Source organism: Amycolatopsis mongoliensis (assembly GCF_030285665.1).
In the GTDB taxonomy this organism is placed as follows: Bacteria; Actinomycetota; Actinomycetes; order Mycobacteriales; family Pseudonocardiaceae; genus Amycolatopsis; species Amycolatopsis mongoliensis.
The window spans coordinates 5,468,005-5,481,007 of sequence record NZ_CP127295.1 but is presented as its reverse complement, the minus strand read 5'-3'; the positions used below and the strand labels follow the sequence as shown (position 1 = coordinate 5,481,007).

Below are 13,003 nucleotides of genomic sequence, written 5' to 3'. Positions count from 1 at the left end.
GTCTCCTCGAGCTGTTACAGGGTGTACCGGGCGCGTCCGCGCTCGCGGACGCGCGTCACTGCGGGGGTCGTACGCCGGGGGTTACCCGTTACCCGGGCAACGGACGCGCTGCTGCCAGCGGCGCCACCGCGGCGCGCACCCCCTTCGCGGTGAAGAAGCCGTCGACGCTGACGGGAAGGGGAATCCGCCAGTTAGGGTACTGGTCGACCGTGCCGGGCAGATTCGGCTGCCGTACCTGACCCGCCACGTCGGCCGGCGACGTCAGCACCAGCCGCGACGCCGCTCCGGCGAGCAGGGTGTGCAGCGCGACGATCATGTCGTCGGCCGGGATCCCTTCGCGCGCAAGGAGTTCCCGCAAAGCAGCGCGCTCGGCGGCGGCCGCCTCTTCCTCGGCTTCGACTCCCCGGTCCAGCAGCCCCAGCTCGGCTCGGACCCGGACGTGCTCGCCCTGCAGCCAGCCGGAGACGGTCGGCAGGTCGTGGGTGGAGATGCTGGCCATGGCTTCCGGGTCCCATGCCGCCGGACGGGTGAACGGCTTGCCCGGTGCGTCCCAGTCGCGTTCGAACCACAGGACGGCCGAGCTGAGCATGCCGCGCTCGTGCATGGTCTCGGTGACGGTGTCCTCGACGGTGCCGAGGTCCTCCCCCACGACGACCGCGCCGGCGCGGTGCGCCTCGAGCGCGAGCACGCCGACCATGGCCTCGGCGTCGTAGTGGACGTACGTGCCGCGGTGCGCGGGCTCGCCCGGCGGGATCCACCACAGCCGCCAGAGCCCGGCGATGTGGTCGACGCGGATGCCGTCGGCGTAGCGCAGGACGCCGCGGATGACGTCCCGGAACGGCGCGTACCCGGCCTCGGCGAGCTTGTCCGGCCGCCACGGCGGCAGGTTCCAGTCCTGGCCCTGCTGGTTGAAGGCGTCCGGCGGCGCGCCGACCCGGACGTCGGCGGCGAAGACGTCCCGCACCGCCCACGTGTCGGCACCACCGGGGTGCACGCCGACCGGCAGGTCGTGCACGATCCCGACGGTCATCCCGGCGTCGCGCGCGTCCTTGCGGGCCTTTTCCAGCTGGGTCCGGCAGAGGTGCTGCAGCCAGGAGTGGAAGCCGACGCGCTCCTTGAGCTCTTCCCGGGCTTTTTCGACCTCGGGCCCGGCCGGGTCCCGGAGCGGCGCCGGCCACTCCCGCCAGTCGGCGCCGTGCTGTTCGGCGAGGGCGCAGAAGAGGGCGAAGTCCAGCAGGTCCGGATCCTCGGGCAGCACCTCGACCCGGTGCGGCCACAGCAGCTCGAGCGCCGCTCGCTTCGCCGTCCAGACGGCGTCGTAGTCGATGAGCTCGCCGTCCCGGTCCGGGGCCAGCGAGCGGACGGCCTCCTGGGTGGCCGCGTCGGCCTGCGCGTAGGTCTCGGTGGCGGTGACGCGCAGGTAGATCGGGTTGGCGAAGCGCCGGCTCGCGGGCGAGTAGGGCGACCGCTCGACCGGGTGGGCCGGGCTGAAGGCCTGCACGGGGTTGACCAGCAGCACGCCGGCGTCGAGTTCCGAGGCCGAGCGGGCGGCGAAGGTCGCGAGGTCGGCGTAGTCGCCGATGCCCCAGGAGCCGGCCGAGTGCAGGGCGTAGAGCTGCAGCATCCAGCCCCAGGCGGGCGGGACGTCCGGCAGCTTCGCGGGCACGACGGCGAGCACGACGTCCTGCTCGGCGGTGACGACCCGGTGCCAGCCGAGCGGCAGGTCGCCGGGCAGCTCACCGTCGGCCCGCCGCCGGCTCCCGTCCTCGAGGAGGATCTCGGCAGGGGTGCCGATCGGCCGGGTGGCGCCTTGTGCCAGCACGATGGTCGGCGGCAGCCGGCCGGGGGTTTCGCGCACGCTCAGTGCCCGGGCGACGGCGTCGTCATTGGTGGCATCGACACCGAACTGCCCCAGGACGGCGACGACGACCTCGTCTTCGACCTCGACCCAGACCTGGTCGGCGTTCTCGTACCGGGTGGCGACGCCGTAGCGGTCGGCGAGCTGGTGTAGGGCGCTGCGGGCGGGGATCTCGTCGGGCACGGGACAAGCATTCCGGTGCCCGGCCGATCCCGCCATCTGCAGGGGGTGACGTCACCCCGGGCGGCCGGGCGGGCTCGCGACGGCAGCCGCGCCCGGTCGACGCGGGCTCGGCCGGGACAACGGCCTGACCCGCGAAAACCCCGCGTCCGCCGTTCTGCGGAAATCTTCGTGACCTTCTAACTTCTCCTCATGGGTGTGCGGAGAACCTTGAACGTGGACGACGTCCTGAAGCGCCAGGACTCCGGGGAGCTCAAGCGGCGGCTGCGCGGGCGCGACCTGGTCGGGTTCGGTGTCGGGATCATCATCGGCACCGGCATCTTCACCCTCGCGGGCGTCGAGGCGAAGACGCACGCCGGGCCCTCGGTGACGCTGTCGTTCGTGCTCGGCGCGGTCGTCGCGGGGCTCGCGGCGCTCTGCTACGCCGAGCTCGCCTCCAGCGTCCCGACGGCCGGAAGCGCTTACACGTACGCCTTCGCCACCCTCGGCGAGGTGTTCGCCTGGATCATCGGCTGGGACCTGCTGCTGGAGTTCGCGCTCGGCGCCGCCGTGGTGTCGCGTGGCTGGTCCGGCTACCTGGCCAACCTGCTCGGGCTGTCGCCGGAGTGGTTCGGCGAGGACGCGAAGGTGAACGTCGGGGCGGTGCTGATCATCGCGGTGCTGACCGTCGTCGCCGTGCTGGGGATCAAGGAGTCGGCCTGGCTGACCAACCTGCTCGTCTGCGTGAAGGTCGCCGTCTGCGTGCTGGTGCTGGCGGTCGGCCTGTTCTTCGTCAAGGGCGCGAACCTGACGCCGTTCATCCCGCCGGCCCAGGCTCCCGCGAGCGGCACGACAGTGCTGGAGCAGCCGATCGTGCAGGCCGCGCTCGGCCTGGAACAGTCGGTCTACGGCATCGCCGGGATGATCACCGCCGCCGCCGTGGTCTTCTTCGCCTACACCGGCTTCGAAGCGCTCGCGAACCTCGGCGAGGAGACGCTGAACCCGCGCAAGGACCTCCGGGTCGGCATCCTCGGCGCGCTCGCCGTGTGCGCGCTGCTCTACATCGGTGTGTCGATCGTGCTGACCGGCATGATCCCGTTCACCGACATCGACACCGGTGCGCCGCTGGCCGACGCGTTCGACCGGGTCGGCCAGCACTGGGTCGGGGCGCTCATCTCGCTCGGCGCGGTGACCGGGCTGACGTCGGTGATGATGGTCGAACTGGTCACGATCGGGCGGATCGGCTTCGCCATGGGCCGCGACGGCCTGCTGCCGAAGTCGCTCGGCGCCGCGCACCCGCGCTGGGGCACCCCGCACCGGATGACCATCGGCGGCGCCGCGCTGATCGCCGTGCTGGCCGCGTTCATCCCGATCTCCGAACTGGCCGACATGGTGAGCATCGGCGCGCTGTCGGCGATGATCATCGTGGCCGTCGCGGTCCCGGTGCTGCGCCGCCGCCGTCCCGACCTGGAGCGGCCGTTCTCCGTGCCGTTCTCGCCGGTGATCCCGGTCCTGGCGGCGCTGGCGTGCCTGTACCTGATGCTCAACCTCAACGTACTCACCTGGATCCGGTTCGCCGTGTGGCTGGTGATCGGCCTGGTCATCTACTTCGCCTACGGCCGCCGCCACTCGCGCTTCGCGCCGGAGAACGCCGAGGCGGTCAGTCCCAGAACGACGGAGTGAGGCCGGCGACGCGGGCCGCCTCGCGCGTCACGGCGACCTGGTCCGCGTCGACGACCACCAGCACCCCCAGCCCGGCCAGTGCCGCCGCGACCCATTCGACGGGCTGGTCGTGGATTCCGTTGTCCCCGAACGACGGATAGGTGTCCACAACGGACACCAGGGTGCCTTCCGCGCCGATGCGGACGCCCGCCAGGAGCACGACGTGGCCACCCGGCGGGCGCCAGCGGGACGTCCACAGTGGAGGGACGCCGGTGTCGAGGTAGTCGAGCAGCGCGCGTTCCGGGGTGTCGTGGGCGCCGAGCTCGGCGCCGTCGATCCGGGCGATCACCGCGACGCGGGGCACGTCCCACAGGCCGAGCAGCAGGTCGAAGAGCGTCTCGGTGGTCCACTCCCCCGTCACCGGCACCGCCGCGAGAGCGCCGCCCGACAGCGACCGGACGGCCGCCGCCAGCCCGGAAACCCGCGTCCCCGCGGCGGCCGGGTCGTCGACGAGCGGCACCGGCAACCGGAACTCCGGGCGGCCGGGCTCGCCCGGCGGGCGCACGACCGGCCCGCGGACCGTCCCCGCGGCCACCGCGACGGCGTCCTGGTCGAGCACGTCCAGCCCGGCCGCGCGCAGGGCAGCGAGCCCGCAGAACGCCGCGGCCAGGCCGTCCTTCTGGGGCAGCTCCGCCTGGGCCACCGCGGCCAGCCGGGCCCCGCCCGGCAGCCACCGCACCCCGGACAGGTCGAGCTGTCCACCGTCGATCCCCGAAGACATCGGTCCCCTCATCGGCTTCCCGGATTCGATGGGGTCATCATCCCAGCCTCAATATCGCCACAGGTGCGCGGCGACGATCTCGTCGGCCGTGCGCTCGGCCGCCCACGCCGCGTCGGACGCCCGGACCGCGCGGAAGGCCCCGAGCAGGTCGTCGCCGAGCACGCCGGCGACCCGGGGCGAGGCCGTCAGGGCGGCGTCCTGCTCGGCGGTGTCCGCCGGCAGCCGGCGCACACCGCGCGTCTCCCGCTCGCCTTCGGTCCAGCCGCCCGGGTCCTCGGCGATCGGGTCGGGCAGCGCGGGCGCGTCTTCGATGCCGGCCATCCCGGCGGCCAGCACCACGGCCAGGGCGAGGTAGGGGTTGGCGGAGGCGTCCGACGTCTTGAGCTCGACGTTCGCGTGGCCGGACCCCAGCAGCGGCGAGCCCGGGACGTACCGCAGCGGCGCCTCCCGGTTCTCGACGCCCCAGAACGCGTACGCGCCCGCGAAGTAGCCGGGGCGCAGCCGCAGGGTCGACGGGACGCTCGGCGCGGTGATCGCGGTCAGCGCCGGCAGGTCGCGCAGCAGGCCGGCGAGGTAGCCGGCGCCGTCTCCGGTGGGGACGCCGTCGCCGTCGTCGAGGAGGTTGCGGCCCTTGCGGCGGACGGAGGTGTGCAGGTGCCAGCCGTTGCCGGCCGCGCCGAGCCCGATCAGCGGCGCGAAGCTGACGGCGAGACCGTGCGCGTGCGCGGCGGCGTGGATGGTCTGGCGGGCCAGCAGCTGGTCGTCGGCGGCGGAGATCGGATCGGTGGCGACCAGGGACAGCTCGACCTGCGCCACGCCGTACTCGGCGTGCAGCTGGCCGATCCGCAGGCCGTTGGCGGCGAAGTCGTGCAGGAGGGCGGCGACGAAGCCGTCGAGCCCGACCAGGGCGTGCGGGCTGTAGGCGGGCCCGGGGTGCCCGGGGGCGGTGACGATGTCGGTGCTGCCCGCGGGCGCGACGGCGAACTCGAGCTCGTAGCCGGCGCGGAACTCCAGCCCGCGCCGCGCGGCCTCGGCGACCTGCGCTTCGAGGACGGCGCGCTGGCAGTAGGGCCACGGATCGCCGTTCCGGGTGAGCTGCCGGACGGGCGCCCAGGCCAGCGCGGGCTGCCCGGCGAGCCGCCGCAGCCGGTCGACGACGGGCACGAGCCGGATGTCCCCGGAGGGCGTGGCGAGGCCGGCGTGGCCGTAGGTGATGGCATCGTGGCTGTCGAAGACGGCGAAGAGCGAGGTGGCCCCGACGCCCCGCGTGGCGGCGTCGGCGAGACCGGCGATGGGGACGATGCGCGAGCGCGGGATGCCGTTGTTGTCCGCCCAGGCGAGGTGCACCCCACCCACCCCGGCGGCGGCGAAGTCCTTCGCCGCGGCTGACGCCGCCTTGGTCATGGCACCCGCCTCCTCCGGCCCCGAACAGACCCCCGCCCATCCCGGGGGGCGAGCCCCGCTCCAGCGTATCGGGCGTGTCCGACGAAAAGGCCGGGGAAAGCGGCCGGCGAGCCGGGTTGTCCCCATCACGATCGGCCTGTGGGTAACCGGCGGCGATCGGCCCGGCTCCGAACCACGACACTCGTGACTGCCCCGGGCGACCATCACCCCGGCGGCCCCCAGCGCCAGTCGAACCGGCTCTCAACGCCGCCCCCGGCCGGCCATCACCCTGGCAGCCCCAGCACCAGCCAAGCCGACTCTCAACGCCACCCCCGGCCAGCCATCACCCCGGCGGCTCCGGCGCGGGCCGAACCGGCTCGTCCCGGCTCCGCAGCGCCACCCCGCCCACCACCGCCAGCGTCCCCAACGCCTCCGGCAGCGAGGGCACCTGGCCCAGCAGCACGAACCCCATCACCCCCGCCGTGACCGGCAGCAGCGCCAGCAGCACCGCGAACCGGGCCTGGCCGACGCGCCGCAGGACCACCTGGTCGAGCGCGTACGGCACCACCGTCGACAGCACCCCCACGCCGATCCCCAGCAGCAGCATCCGTGGCGAAGACCACACCTCGCCGGTGCCGAACGCGAGCGGGGACAGCACCACCGTCGCCGCCGCGAAGCCGATCGCCAGGCTGTCGATGCCCGCGCCGTCCGCCGCCACTCGCTTGCCCAGGAGGATGTAGCCCGCCCAGGCCGCCGCCGCGCCCAAGGCGAACAGAACGCCCGAAACCGACCCCGACAGCCGGACGTCCGCGATCGCCACCACCCCGCACGCCACCAGGACCACCGCCAGCACGTCCCGCAGCGAGCGGGAGCCGAACGCCGCCACCAGGACCGGGCCGGCGAACTCCATCGCCACCACCGTCCCCAGCGGGAGCCGGGCGATCGCCTCGTAGAAGAGCACGTTCATGCCCGCCGTCACGACGCCGAACACGATCGCCAGCGCCAGCCGGCGGCCCCGCCAGGCGGCCCGGGGCGGGCGCCGCCAGGCCAGGAGCACCACCGCCGCGCCGAGGCAGCGCAGCCAGGCCACCCCGGCGGGGGTCGCGTGGCCGAAAAGGCCGACCGCGACGGCCGCGCCGGCGTACATCGAAATTCCGCTGAGAACGAACAACAGCGGGGCGGGTACCGCGGAAAGCCTCCTCGGCGAAGTCAGCGTGCTCACGACTCCATGGTGCCTGACCACGGAAAACGTGACTCTCCGGGTAATCGTCTCCTGCATTGCGGGATCCGGCTACGACATCCGGGGTAAATCGGCGTGACTCAGGTCCCACCGGCGCGGGAACACTTGCGGGCCGCGAAACGTCTGGAAGAGTGGAAGCACGAACACCGCGGAGCCGGAGGCGATCGCCGCCACCGACATCAGTCCGAAGTGGGCGTAGCTGGATCGATGGCACCGGGCAACCGGTGCCGGGACGGAGGGAGACCCCCATGACAACGCCGACGCTCACCCGCCCCGAACTGACCGCCGCCGACCGCTGTGACCGGTGCGGAGCAGCAGCTCAGGTACGAGCCATCCTCAAGGGTGGCGAACTGCTCTTCTGCGGGCACCACGCCCGCGAGCACGAGGCCAAGCTCAAGGAACTGTCCGCCGACATCCAGCGGTAACGACCCCGAAACGCCCGAAGGCGGCCGGTGCGCACAGGCACCGGCCGCCTTCGTTTTTTCTGCAACTTGCAAAATGCGTGGCCAATGTCACGCTCCGGCCGCGAAAAGCCCTGATTCCGGACACGAAACCGGACAGGAAATCAGACAGAATCCAGCACGACTTCGAACGCCACTTCCGCGGCTCCGAGCAGCTTCACGTCGGCCCCCAGCGCCGAGCTGATGATCCGGGTGCCCCCGACCGCGCGGCTCACCAGGCTGCGCCGGCGCACCTCCGCGCCGACGTGCCGCAGCACCGCCTCCGGCAGCACCGTCAGCAGGTCGCCGAGGATCACCAGCTGCGGCCCGAGCAGGTTGACGACGTTGATCAGCCCCAGGGTCAGCCACTCGGCGAACTCCGCGAGCCGCGACAGCGCCGCCTCCGGGTCCCGGCCCAGCTCGCGCAGCTCGAACAGGATCGCCCCGCGGGGCGTGTCCTCCGGCAGCCCGAGCGCCCGGCACAGGGCCGCCTCGCCGACCTCGGTCTCCCAGCAGCCACTGCTGCCGCAGTAGCAGGCCCGCCCGTCCGGGCGGATCACCATGTGCCCGATCTCGCCGACGTAGCCGGAGCCGCCGCGCAGCGCCGAACCTTCGGCGATGACACCGCCGCCGACCCCGACGTCCGCCGAGATGTACACCACGTCGGACGCCCCGCGGGCCGCGCCGCGCAGGTGCTCGGCGACCGCGCCGAACTCGGCGTCGTTGCCGACCATGATCGGGATCTGCAGCACCCCGCCGAGCCGGTCGCCGAGCGCGACGTCGGTCCAGCGCAGGTTCGGGGCCTCGTGCACGTACCCGTCCGCCCGGCGGACGACGCCCGGCACCGACACCCCGGCCGCCACCGGGGTCACGTCGAGGTCGCCGGCCAGGATGGCCGTCGACTCGATGACGTGCGTGATGACCTCGTCGGGCTGCCCCATCCGGCCGCGCAGGTTCCAGCTGTTGCGGCCCAGGATCTGGCCACCCAACCCGACCAGGGCGATCGCGACGTGCTCGACCTGCAGGTCGACCGCGAGCACGACCGCCGCGTGCGGCTGGGGCAGGACCAGGAGCGAGGGGCGGCCCGCCCCTCGTCCCGGCCTCGGCACCTTCTCCTCGACGACACCGGCTTCGGCGAGCCCGTCGACGAGGGTCTTGATCGTGCTCCGGTTGAGCCCCAGCTCGGCGGCCAGGGTCGCCCGGGTGCTCGGCCCGCCGACGTGCAGCAGACGGAGCAGGGTCGTGCGGTTGTGCCGGCGCACCTCGTCCGGTCGTGCAACGGGTGTGCTGGTCACGGGCCTGATCATTCCATGCTGGTTCAGCGCGTCGACGCAGCCGCGCGGCGCCGGGACAGCGCGTCGACGGTGGCGGCGAGCAGGAGGACCAGACCGGTGATGATGTTGACCACCGCAGCCGGCTGCTTGAGCAGGCCGAGGCCGTTGATGACCACGGCGATCACCAGGCCACCGACGACGGCGTCGGCCACCCGGCCCTTGCCGCCGAACAGCGACGTGCCGCCGATGACGGCCGAGCCCACCGCGAACAGCAGCGTGTTGAGGCCACCGGACTGCGGGCTGACCGAACCGACCTTCGACGCGGCGACGATGCCGCCGATGGCCGCGATCGCCGAGCCGATGACGAACACGCTCGCCCGGATCTTCGGCACGTCGATACCGGCGCGGCGGGCGGCTTCCTTGTTGCCGCCGACCGCGTAGACGTACCGGCCGTACCTGGTCCGGTTGAGCACGTAGGTCCCGGCGACCAGGAGCACCAGCATGATCGGGATGACGTACGGGACGCCTTCGATCGTGACGACCGCCTTGTTCGGCGAGCGGTTGATCGTCAGCAGCCAGGTGCCCAGGGCCGACAGCACGACGAGCGCGCCGACCTTGATCATCATCAGCGCCGTCGGCTGCACGACCAGGCCGCGCTGGAGCCGCTTGAAGTGGCTGAGCAGCGTGATCACCGCGAAGCCGCCGGCGGCGACGAGGAAGAAGATCCAGCTGCCCAGGATGTTCAGGTTGCCGTTGGCGATCTTGTACAGGATGTCGGAGTTGGTGATGCCGATCGTGCCGCCTTCACCGATGAACTGCAGCAGGACGCCCTGCCACACGATGAACAGCGCCAGCGTCACGACGAAGGACGGCATGCCGATCTTCGACACGAGGAAGCCGGTGATGCAGCCGATCGCGGTGCCGACGCAGATGGCCAGCAGGATTTCCAGCCAGGCGTTGGCGGGAACGCCGATCGCGACGATCAGCAGGCCGATCAGCGACAGTGCGGCGCCGACCCAGATCCGCTGGTAGGCCGACAGCAGCATGGCCACGGCGAGGACCGCGATGAACGTGATGAACACGCCGGAGCCCATGGAGCCCAGCAGGTTCCCGGCGTGGACGTAGTGCAGCGCCATCACCGACGCGGCGGTGCCGGACGCGACACCGGCGGCGAGGTCGATCTCGCCGAGCAGCAGCACGAAGACGATGCCCATCGCGATGATGATCACGCCCGCGCCCTGCGGGAAGACGTTGGCGATGTTGGCCAGCGTGAAGAAGTTGTCCGACAGCGCGCTGAACAGGATGACGAGCACGAGCAGGCCGAACAGCGACGGCAGCGCGCCGAGCTCGCCGGCCCGCAGGCGGGCGAAGTAGTCGCGGACGGCTTCGCCGGTTGACATCGATGTCGTGTCGATGCCGAAGTCGGTGATCGCCGCGGTGGGGTTCTGGGTCTGCGCGAGCGCGTCGGCGGGCGTGCCGACCTCGTTCTTGGCAGGGGTTTCAGTCATTTCCGGTTCTTTCTTCCCGCTCACAGGACCACGGCTTCGGGCCGGGCCAGGCCGAGGTCACCGGAGCGACCCGCGGTGATCAGCTCCACGACCTGGCCGTGGGTGACGTCCTTCGTGTGCACCTCGGCGACGAGCCGGCCGAGGTAGAGGACCGCGATGCGGTCGGCGACCTCGAACACGTCGGCCATGTTGTGGCTGATCAGCACGACCCCGAGGCCCTGCTCGGCCAGCCGGCGGACCAGGTCGAGCACCTGCCGGGTCTGGGCGACACCCAGCGCGGCGGTCGGCTCGTCGAGCACGACGACCTTGCTGTTCCACAGCACCGACTTCGCGATGGCGACGGTCTGGCGCTGACCACCGGACAGCGATGAAACCGGAGTGCGGACGGACTTCACCGTCCGGACCGAGAGGGAAGCCAGCGTCTCGCGGGCGGCCTTCTCCATGCTGGCCTCGTCCAGCTTCCACGAGCTGCCGCGCTCGCGGCCGAGGAACATGTTCTGGACGATGTCGAGGTTGTCGGCGAGCGCGAGGTCCTGGTAGACGACCTCGATGCCGAGGTCCGCCGCGTCGCGCGGGCCGCGGATGTGGGTGTCCTTGCCGTTGAACCGCACGGCCCCCGAGTCGTACGGGTGGATACCGGCGATGCACTTGACGAGGGTCGACTTGCCGGCGCCGTTGTCGCCGACCAGGGCGGTCACTTCGCCCGCACGCACGTCGAAGTCCACGTCGTGGAGGACGTGGACGGGGCCGAAGCTCTTGTTCAGGCCCTTGATCTCGAGAATGGGCTCACTCATGGCTGGCTTTTCTCCTGGGTGGGTACCGGGCCGGGACGCGCTGTCGGGGTGCGCGTCCCGGCCCGGCTGTTCATGGGTACTGCGCCGTTCGATACCAATCCGACCACAGCCACGGCCGAATCGACCCGTAGCAACGGTTACGTGCCGCTCGGGGGGCGGCCTACTTTTGGCCGGATTGGTACCGGGGCCGGCTCAGGAGATGCCGAGCGAGCTGCACTTGGCGGCGAGGTCGCCACCGCAGATCTCGGTCGCCTTCACGTAGCCCTGGGTCACGACGGTCTTGATGTCCTTCTCCAGGATCAGGGTCGGCGTGAGCAGCACGGACTTGATGTCGCGGTTGTTCTTCGGGTCGTGGAGCTTGCCCGTCGCGATCGCGTCCGCACCGGCGGTGTCACCCTTGGCGAGAGCGGCGGCCAGCTTCGCGGTCGACTCGGCCTCTTCCTTGATCGGCTTGAAGATCGTCAGGTACTGGTCGCCGCGCATGATGGCCATGAGGCCGTCCGCAGTGGCGTCCTGGCCGGTGACCGGGACCTTGCCGTTGAGGCCGTTCTTCTTGAGGATCGTGATGACCGCGCCGGCCAGGCCGTCGTTCGCCGCGACGACGCCGTCGACCTTGCCGCCGTTGCCCTGCAGGATCTGCTCGAAGGTGGTGCCGCCGAGCTGGTTGTCCCAGTCGTTGATCGGCTGCTTCTGGACCAGCTTCAGCGCACCACTGGCGAACAGCGGCTTGAGGACGGAGTCCTGGCCGTTGGTGAACAGCGTCGCGTTGTTGTCGGTCGGAGCACCCTCGATCTGGATGACCTGCGCGCCCGGCTTGTCCTTCAGCTTGTCCGCGAGGCCCTGGCCCTGCAGCTGGCCGACCTTCTCGTTGTCGAACGAGACGTAGTAGTCGGCGGACCCGCCGAGGCTCGGCCGGTCGTAGTCGATGACCGGGATGCCCGCGCCCTTGGCCTTCGCCTCGACGGCGGCACCGACGGCCGGGTCGGACGGGGCGATGATCAGGACCTTGACGCCGGAGCTGATGAAGCCGTCGGCCAGGGTGGAGAACTTCTGGCTGTCGCCCTGGGCGTTCTGGATGTCGGCCTCGAAGCCCTGCGCCGACAGAGCGGCCTGCAGCATCGGCTTGTCGAAGGCCTCCCAGCGCGCCGAGGTGGCGGTCTCCGGGAGGATGACGCCGACCTTGCCGTTGGCGCCGGAGGCGGCCGGCGCGGAGGAGGCGGAGTTGCTCCCCGTGCCCCCGCTGTCCGAACTGTTGGCACCGCAAGCGGAGAGCACCAGGCCGGCGCTCACCGTGGCGGCGAGGAGGGTAAGGGTTCTGCTGCGCATCCTCGTTCCTTCCGGATCCAAGCATTGGTGACGAGCAGGCCCTCGACGTCGTCTCGGGCCCTGCGAGGCGGTGATCCGGAGGGTCCCGGCGCACCGACGCGCATATGTTGTGGGCGACAACATATGCCGCTGAGCGGCTGCGGGGAAGATAGCTGGATCGATTAAATGACACCAATTGGACACGGTTCGGCAACACGGGCTGAAGGTCGCCCGGAAAGAGTAGATCCGCTGACGATGTGATCGCCAGCACTTACCGTGTGTTACATCGATGTTTCTTGCAAGAGTGAAGATACTCCGCCGGTGGACACCGAGCGCGATCCGCGCGAAGTGGTGGTGAACCCACGACGAAGGCCCGCGATTGGTCGCCGACTTGCGAACTTCGGCGGCGATCGTGCCCGAGTCGCCACCGGCCGGGGGACGCACGGGCAGCCGGGGGACGACCGATCGGGCACGCAACGTCACGGAGTTGTGGAAGGTCCGGCCCGGCCCCGGCGGAACGGACGGTGACGGCCGACTTCAGCCTCCCGGGCGACACCGGTGACCGGGACGGACCCGGCGCGAGCGGGCTCGGCGACGGG

General features: G+C 71.6%; 10 protein-coding genes. 2 read left to right on the top strand and 8 right to left on the bottom strand.

The window, feature by feature from the left end:
• Positions 1-88: 88 nt before the first annotated feature.
• Positions 89-2,041 (bottom strand): 4-alpha-glucanotransferase, encoded by a 1,953-nt coding sequence (gene malQ / locus QRX60_RS26740; protein WP_285994190.1) that lies wholly within the window; start codon positions 2,039-2,041, stop codon positions 89-91.
• Between the two features lie 213 nt (positions 2,042-2,254).
• Here malQ and QRX60_RS26735 point away from each other — a divergent pair, with 213 nt between their 5' ends.
• On the top strand, positions 2,255-3,700 hold the full coding sequence (locus QRX60_RS26735) for an amino acid permease (protein ID WP_286003700.1): 1,446 nt from the start codon (positions 2,255-2,257) through the stop codon (positions 3,698-3,700).
• Here the strand turns inward: QRX60_RS26735 and QRX60_RS26730 are convergent.
• The 3 genes from QRX60_RS26730 to QRX60_RS26720 all read right to left on the bottom strand — a co-directional run bounded on the left by QRX60_RS26730 (position 3,678) and on the right by QRX60_RS26720 (position 6,990).
• Positions 3,678-4,460 (bottom strand): DUF6885 family protein, encoded by a 783-nt coding sequence (locus tag QRX60_RS26730; protein WP_285994189.1) that lies wholly within the window; start codon positions 4,458-4,460, stop codon positions 3,678-3,680. The two genes, QRX60_RS26735 and QRX60_RS26730, sit on opposite strands and share 23 nt — an antisense overlap.
• Positions 4,461-4,508: 48 nt before the next feature.
• Positions 4,509-5,864 carry a type I glutamate--ammonia ligase gene (locus QRX60_RS26725; RefSeq protein ID WP_285994188.1) on the bottom strand — a complete coding sequence of 452 codons (1,356 nt, stop codon included), beginning with the start codon at positions 5,862-5,864 and terminating at the stop codon, positions 4,509-4,511.
• 322 nt (positions 5,865-6,186) lie between these two features.
• Positions 6,187-6,990 carry an EamA family transporter gene (locus QRX60_RS26720; protein ID WP_286003699.1) on the bottom strand — a complete coding sequence of 268 codons (804 nt, stop codon included), beginning with the start codon at positions 6,988-6,990 and terminating at the stop codon, positions 6,187-6,189.
• Between the two features lie 341 nt (positions 6,991-7,331).
• Between QRX60_RS26720 and QRX60_RS26715 the strand changes: the two genes are divergently transcribed.
• A complete protein-coding gene (locus QRX60_RS26715) occupies positions 7,332-7,508 on the top strand; it encodes a DUF7455 domain-containing protein (RefSeq protein ID WP_284745229.1) in 177 nt (58 codons plus the stop codon).
• 140 nt (positions 7,509-7,648) lie between these two features.
• Here the strand turns inward: QRX60_RS26715 and QRX60_RS26710 are convergent, their stop codons facing one another.
• The 4 genes from QRX60_RS26710 to QRX60_RS26695 form a co-directional block, all read right to left on the bottom strand.
• On the bottom strand, positions 7,649-8,830 hold the full coding sequence (locus QRX60_RS26710) for an ROK family transcriptional regulator (RefSeq protein WP_285994187.1): 1,182 nt from the start codon (positions 8,828-8,830) through the stop codon (positions 7,649-7,651).
• 11 nt (positions 8,831-8,841) lie between these two features.
• On the bottom strand, positions 8,842-10,305 hold the full coding sequence (locus tag QRX60_RS26705; RefSeq protein WP_285994186.1) for a sugar ABC transporter permease: 1,464 nt from the start codon (positions 10,303-10,305) through the stop codon (positions 8,842-8,844).
• A 20-nt stretch (positions 10,306-10,325) separates the two neighbouring features.
• The gene (locus tag QRX60_RS26700) at positions 10,326-11,099 is read right to left on the bottom strand and encodes an ATP-binding cassette domain-containing protein (RefSeq protein WP_285994185.1); all 774 of its coding nucleotides are present in this window, start codon (positions 11,097-11,099) and stop codon (positions 10,326-10,328) included.
• 192 nt (positions 11,100-11,291) lie between these two features.
• Entirely contained in the window at positions 11,292-12,425 is a 1,134-nt protein-coding gene (locus tag QRX60_RS26695; RefSeq protein ID WP_285994184.1) for a sugar ABC transporter substrate-binding protein, read from the bottom strand.
• Between the last annotated feature and the right edge of the window lie 578 nt (positions 12,426-13,003).

Bases quoted from the DNA above. Each gene is read 5' to 3' on its own strand.
- QRX60_RS26730 (WP_285994189.1), bottom strand. From the start codon at position 4,460: ATGTCTTCGGGGATCGACGGTGGACAGCTCGACCTGTCCGGGGTGCGG.
- QRX60_RS26725 (WP_285994188.1), bottom strand. From the start codon at position 5,864: ATGACCAAGGCGGCGTCAGCCGCGGCGAAGGACTTCGCCGCCGCCGGG.
- QRX60_RS26720 (WP_286003699.1), bottom strand. From the start codon at position 6,990: ATGTACGCCGGCGCGGCCGTCGCGGTCGGCCTTTTCGGCCACGCGACC.
- QRX60_RS26715 (WP_284745229.1), top strand. From the start codon at position 7,332: ATGACAACGCCGACGCTCACCCGCCCCGAACTGACCGCCGCCGACCGC.
- QRX60_RS26710 (WP_285994187.1), bottom strand. From the start codon at position 8,830: ATGATCAGGCCCGTGACCAGCACACCCGTTGCACGACCGGACGAGGTG.
- QRX60_RS26705 (WP_285994186.1), bottom strand. From the start codon at position 10,305: ATGACTGAAACCCCTGCCAAGAACGAGGTCGGCACGCCCGCCGACGCG.
- QRX60_RS26700 (WP_285994185.1), bottom strand. From the start codon at position 11,099: ATGAGTGAGCCCATTCTCGAGATCAAGGGCCTGAACAAGAGCTTCGGC.
- QRX60_RS26695 (WP_285994184.1), bottom strand. From the start codon at position 12,425: ATGCGCAGCAGAACCCTTACCCTCCTCGCCGCCACGGTGAGCGCCGGC.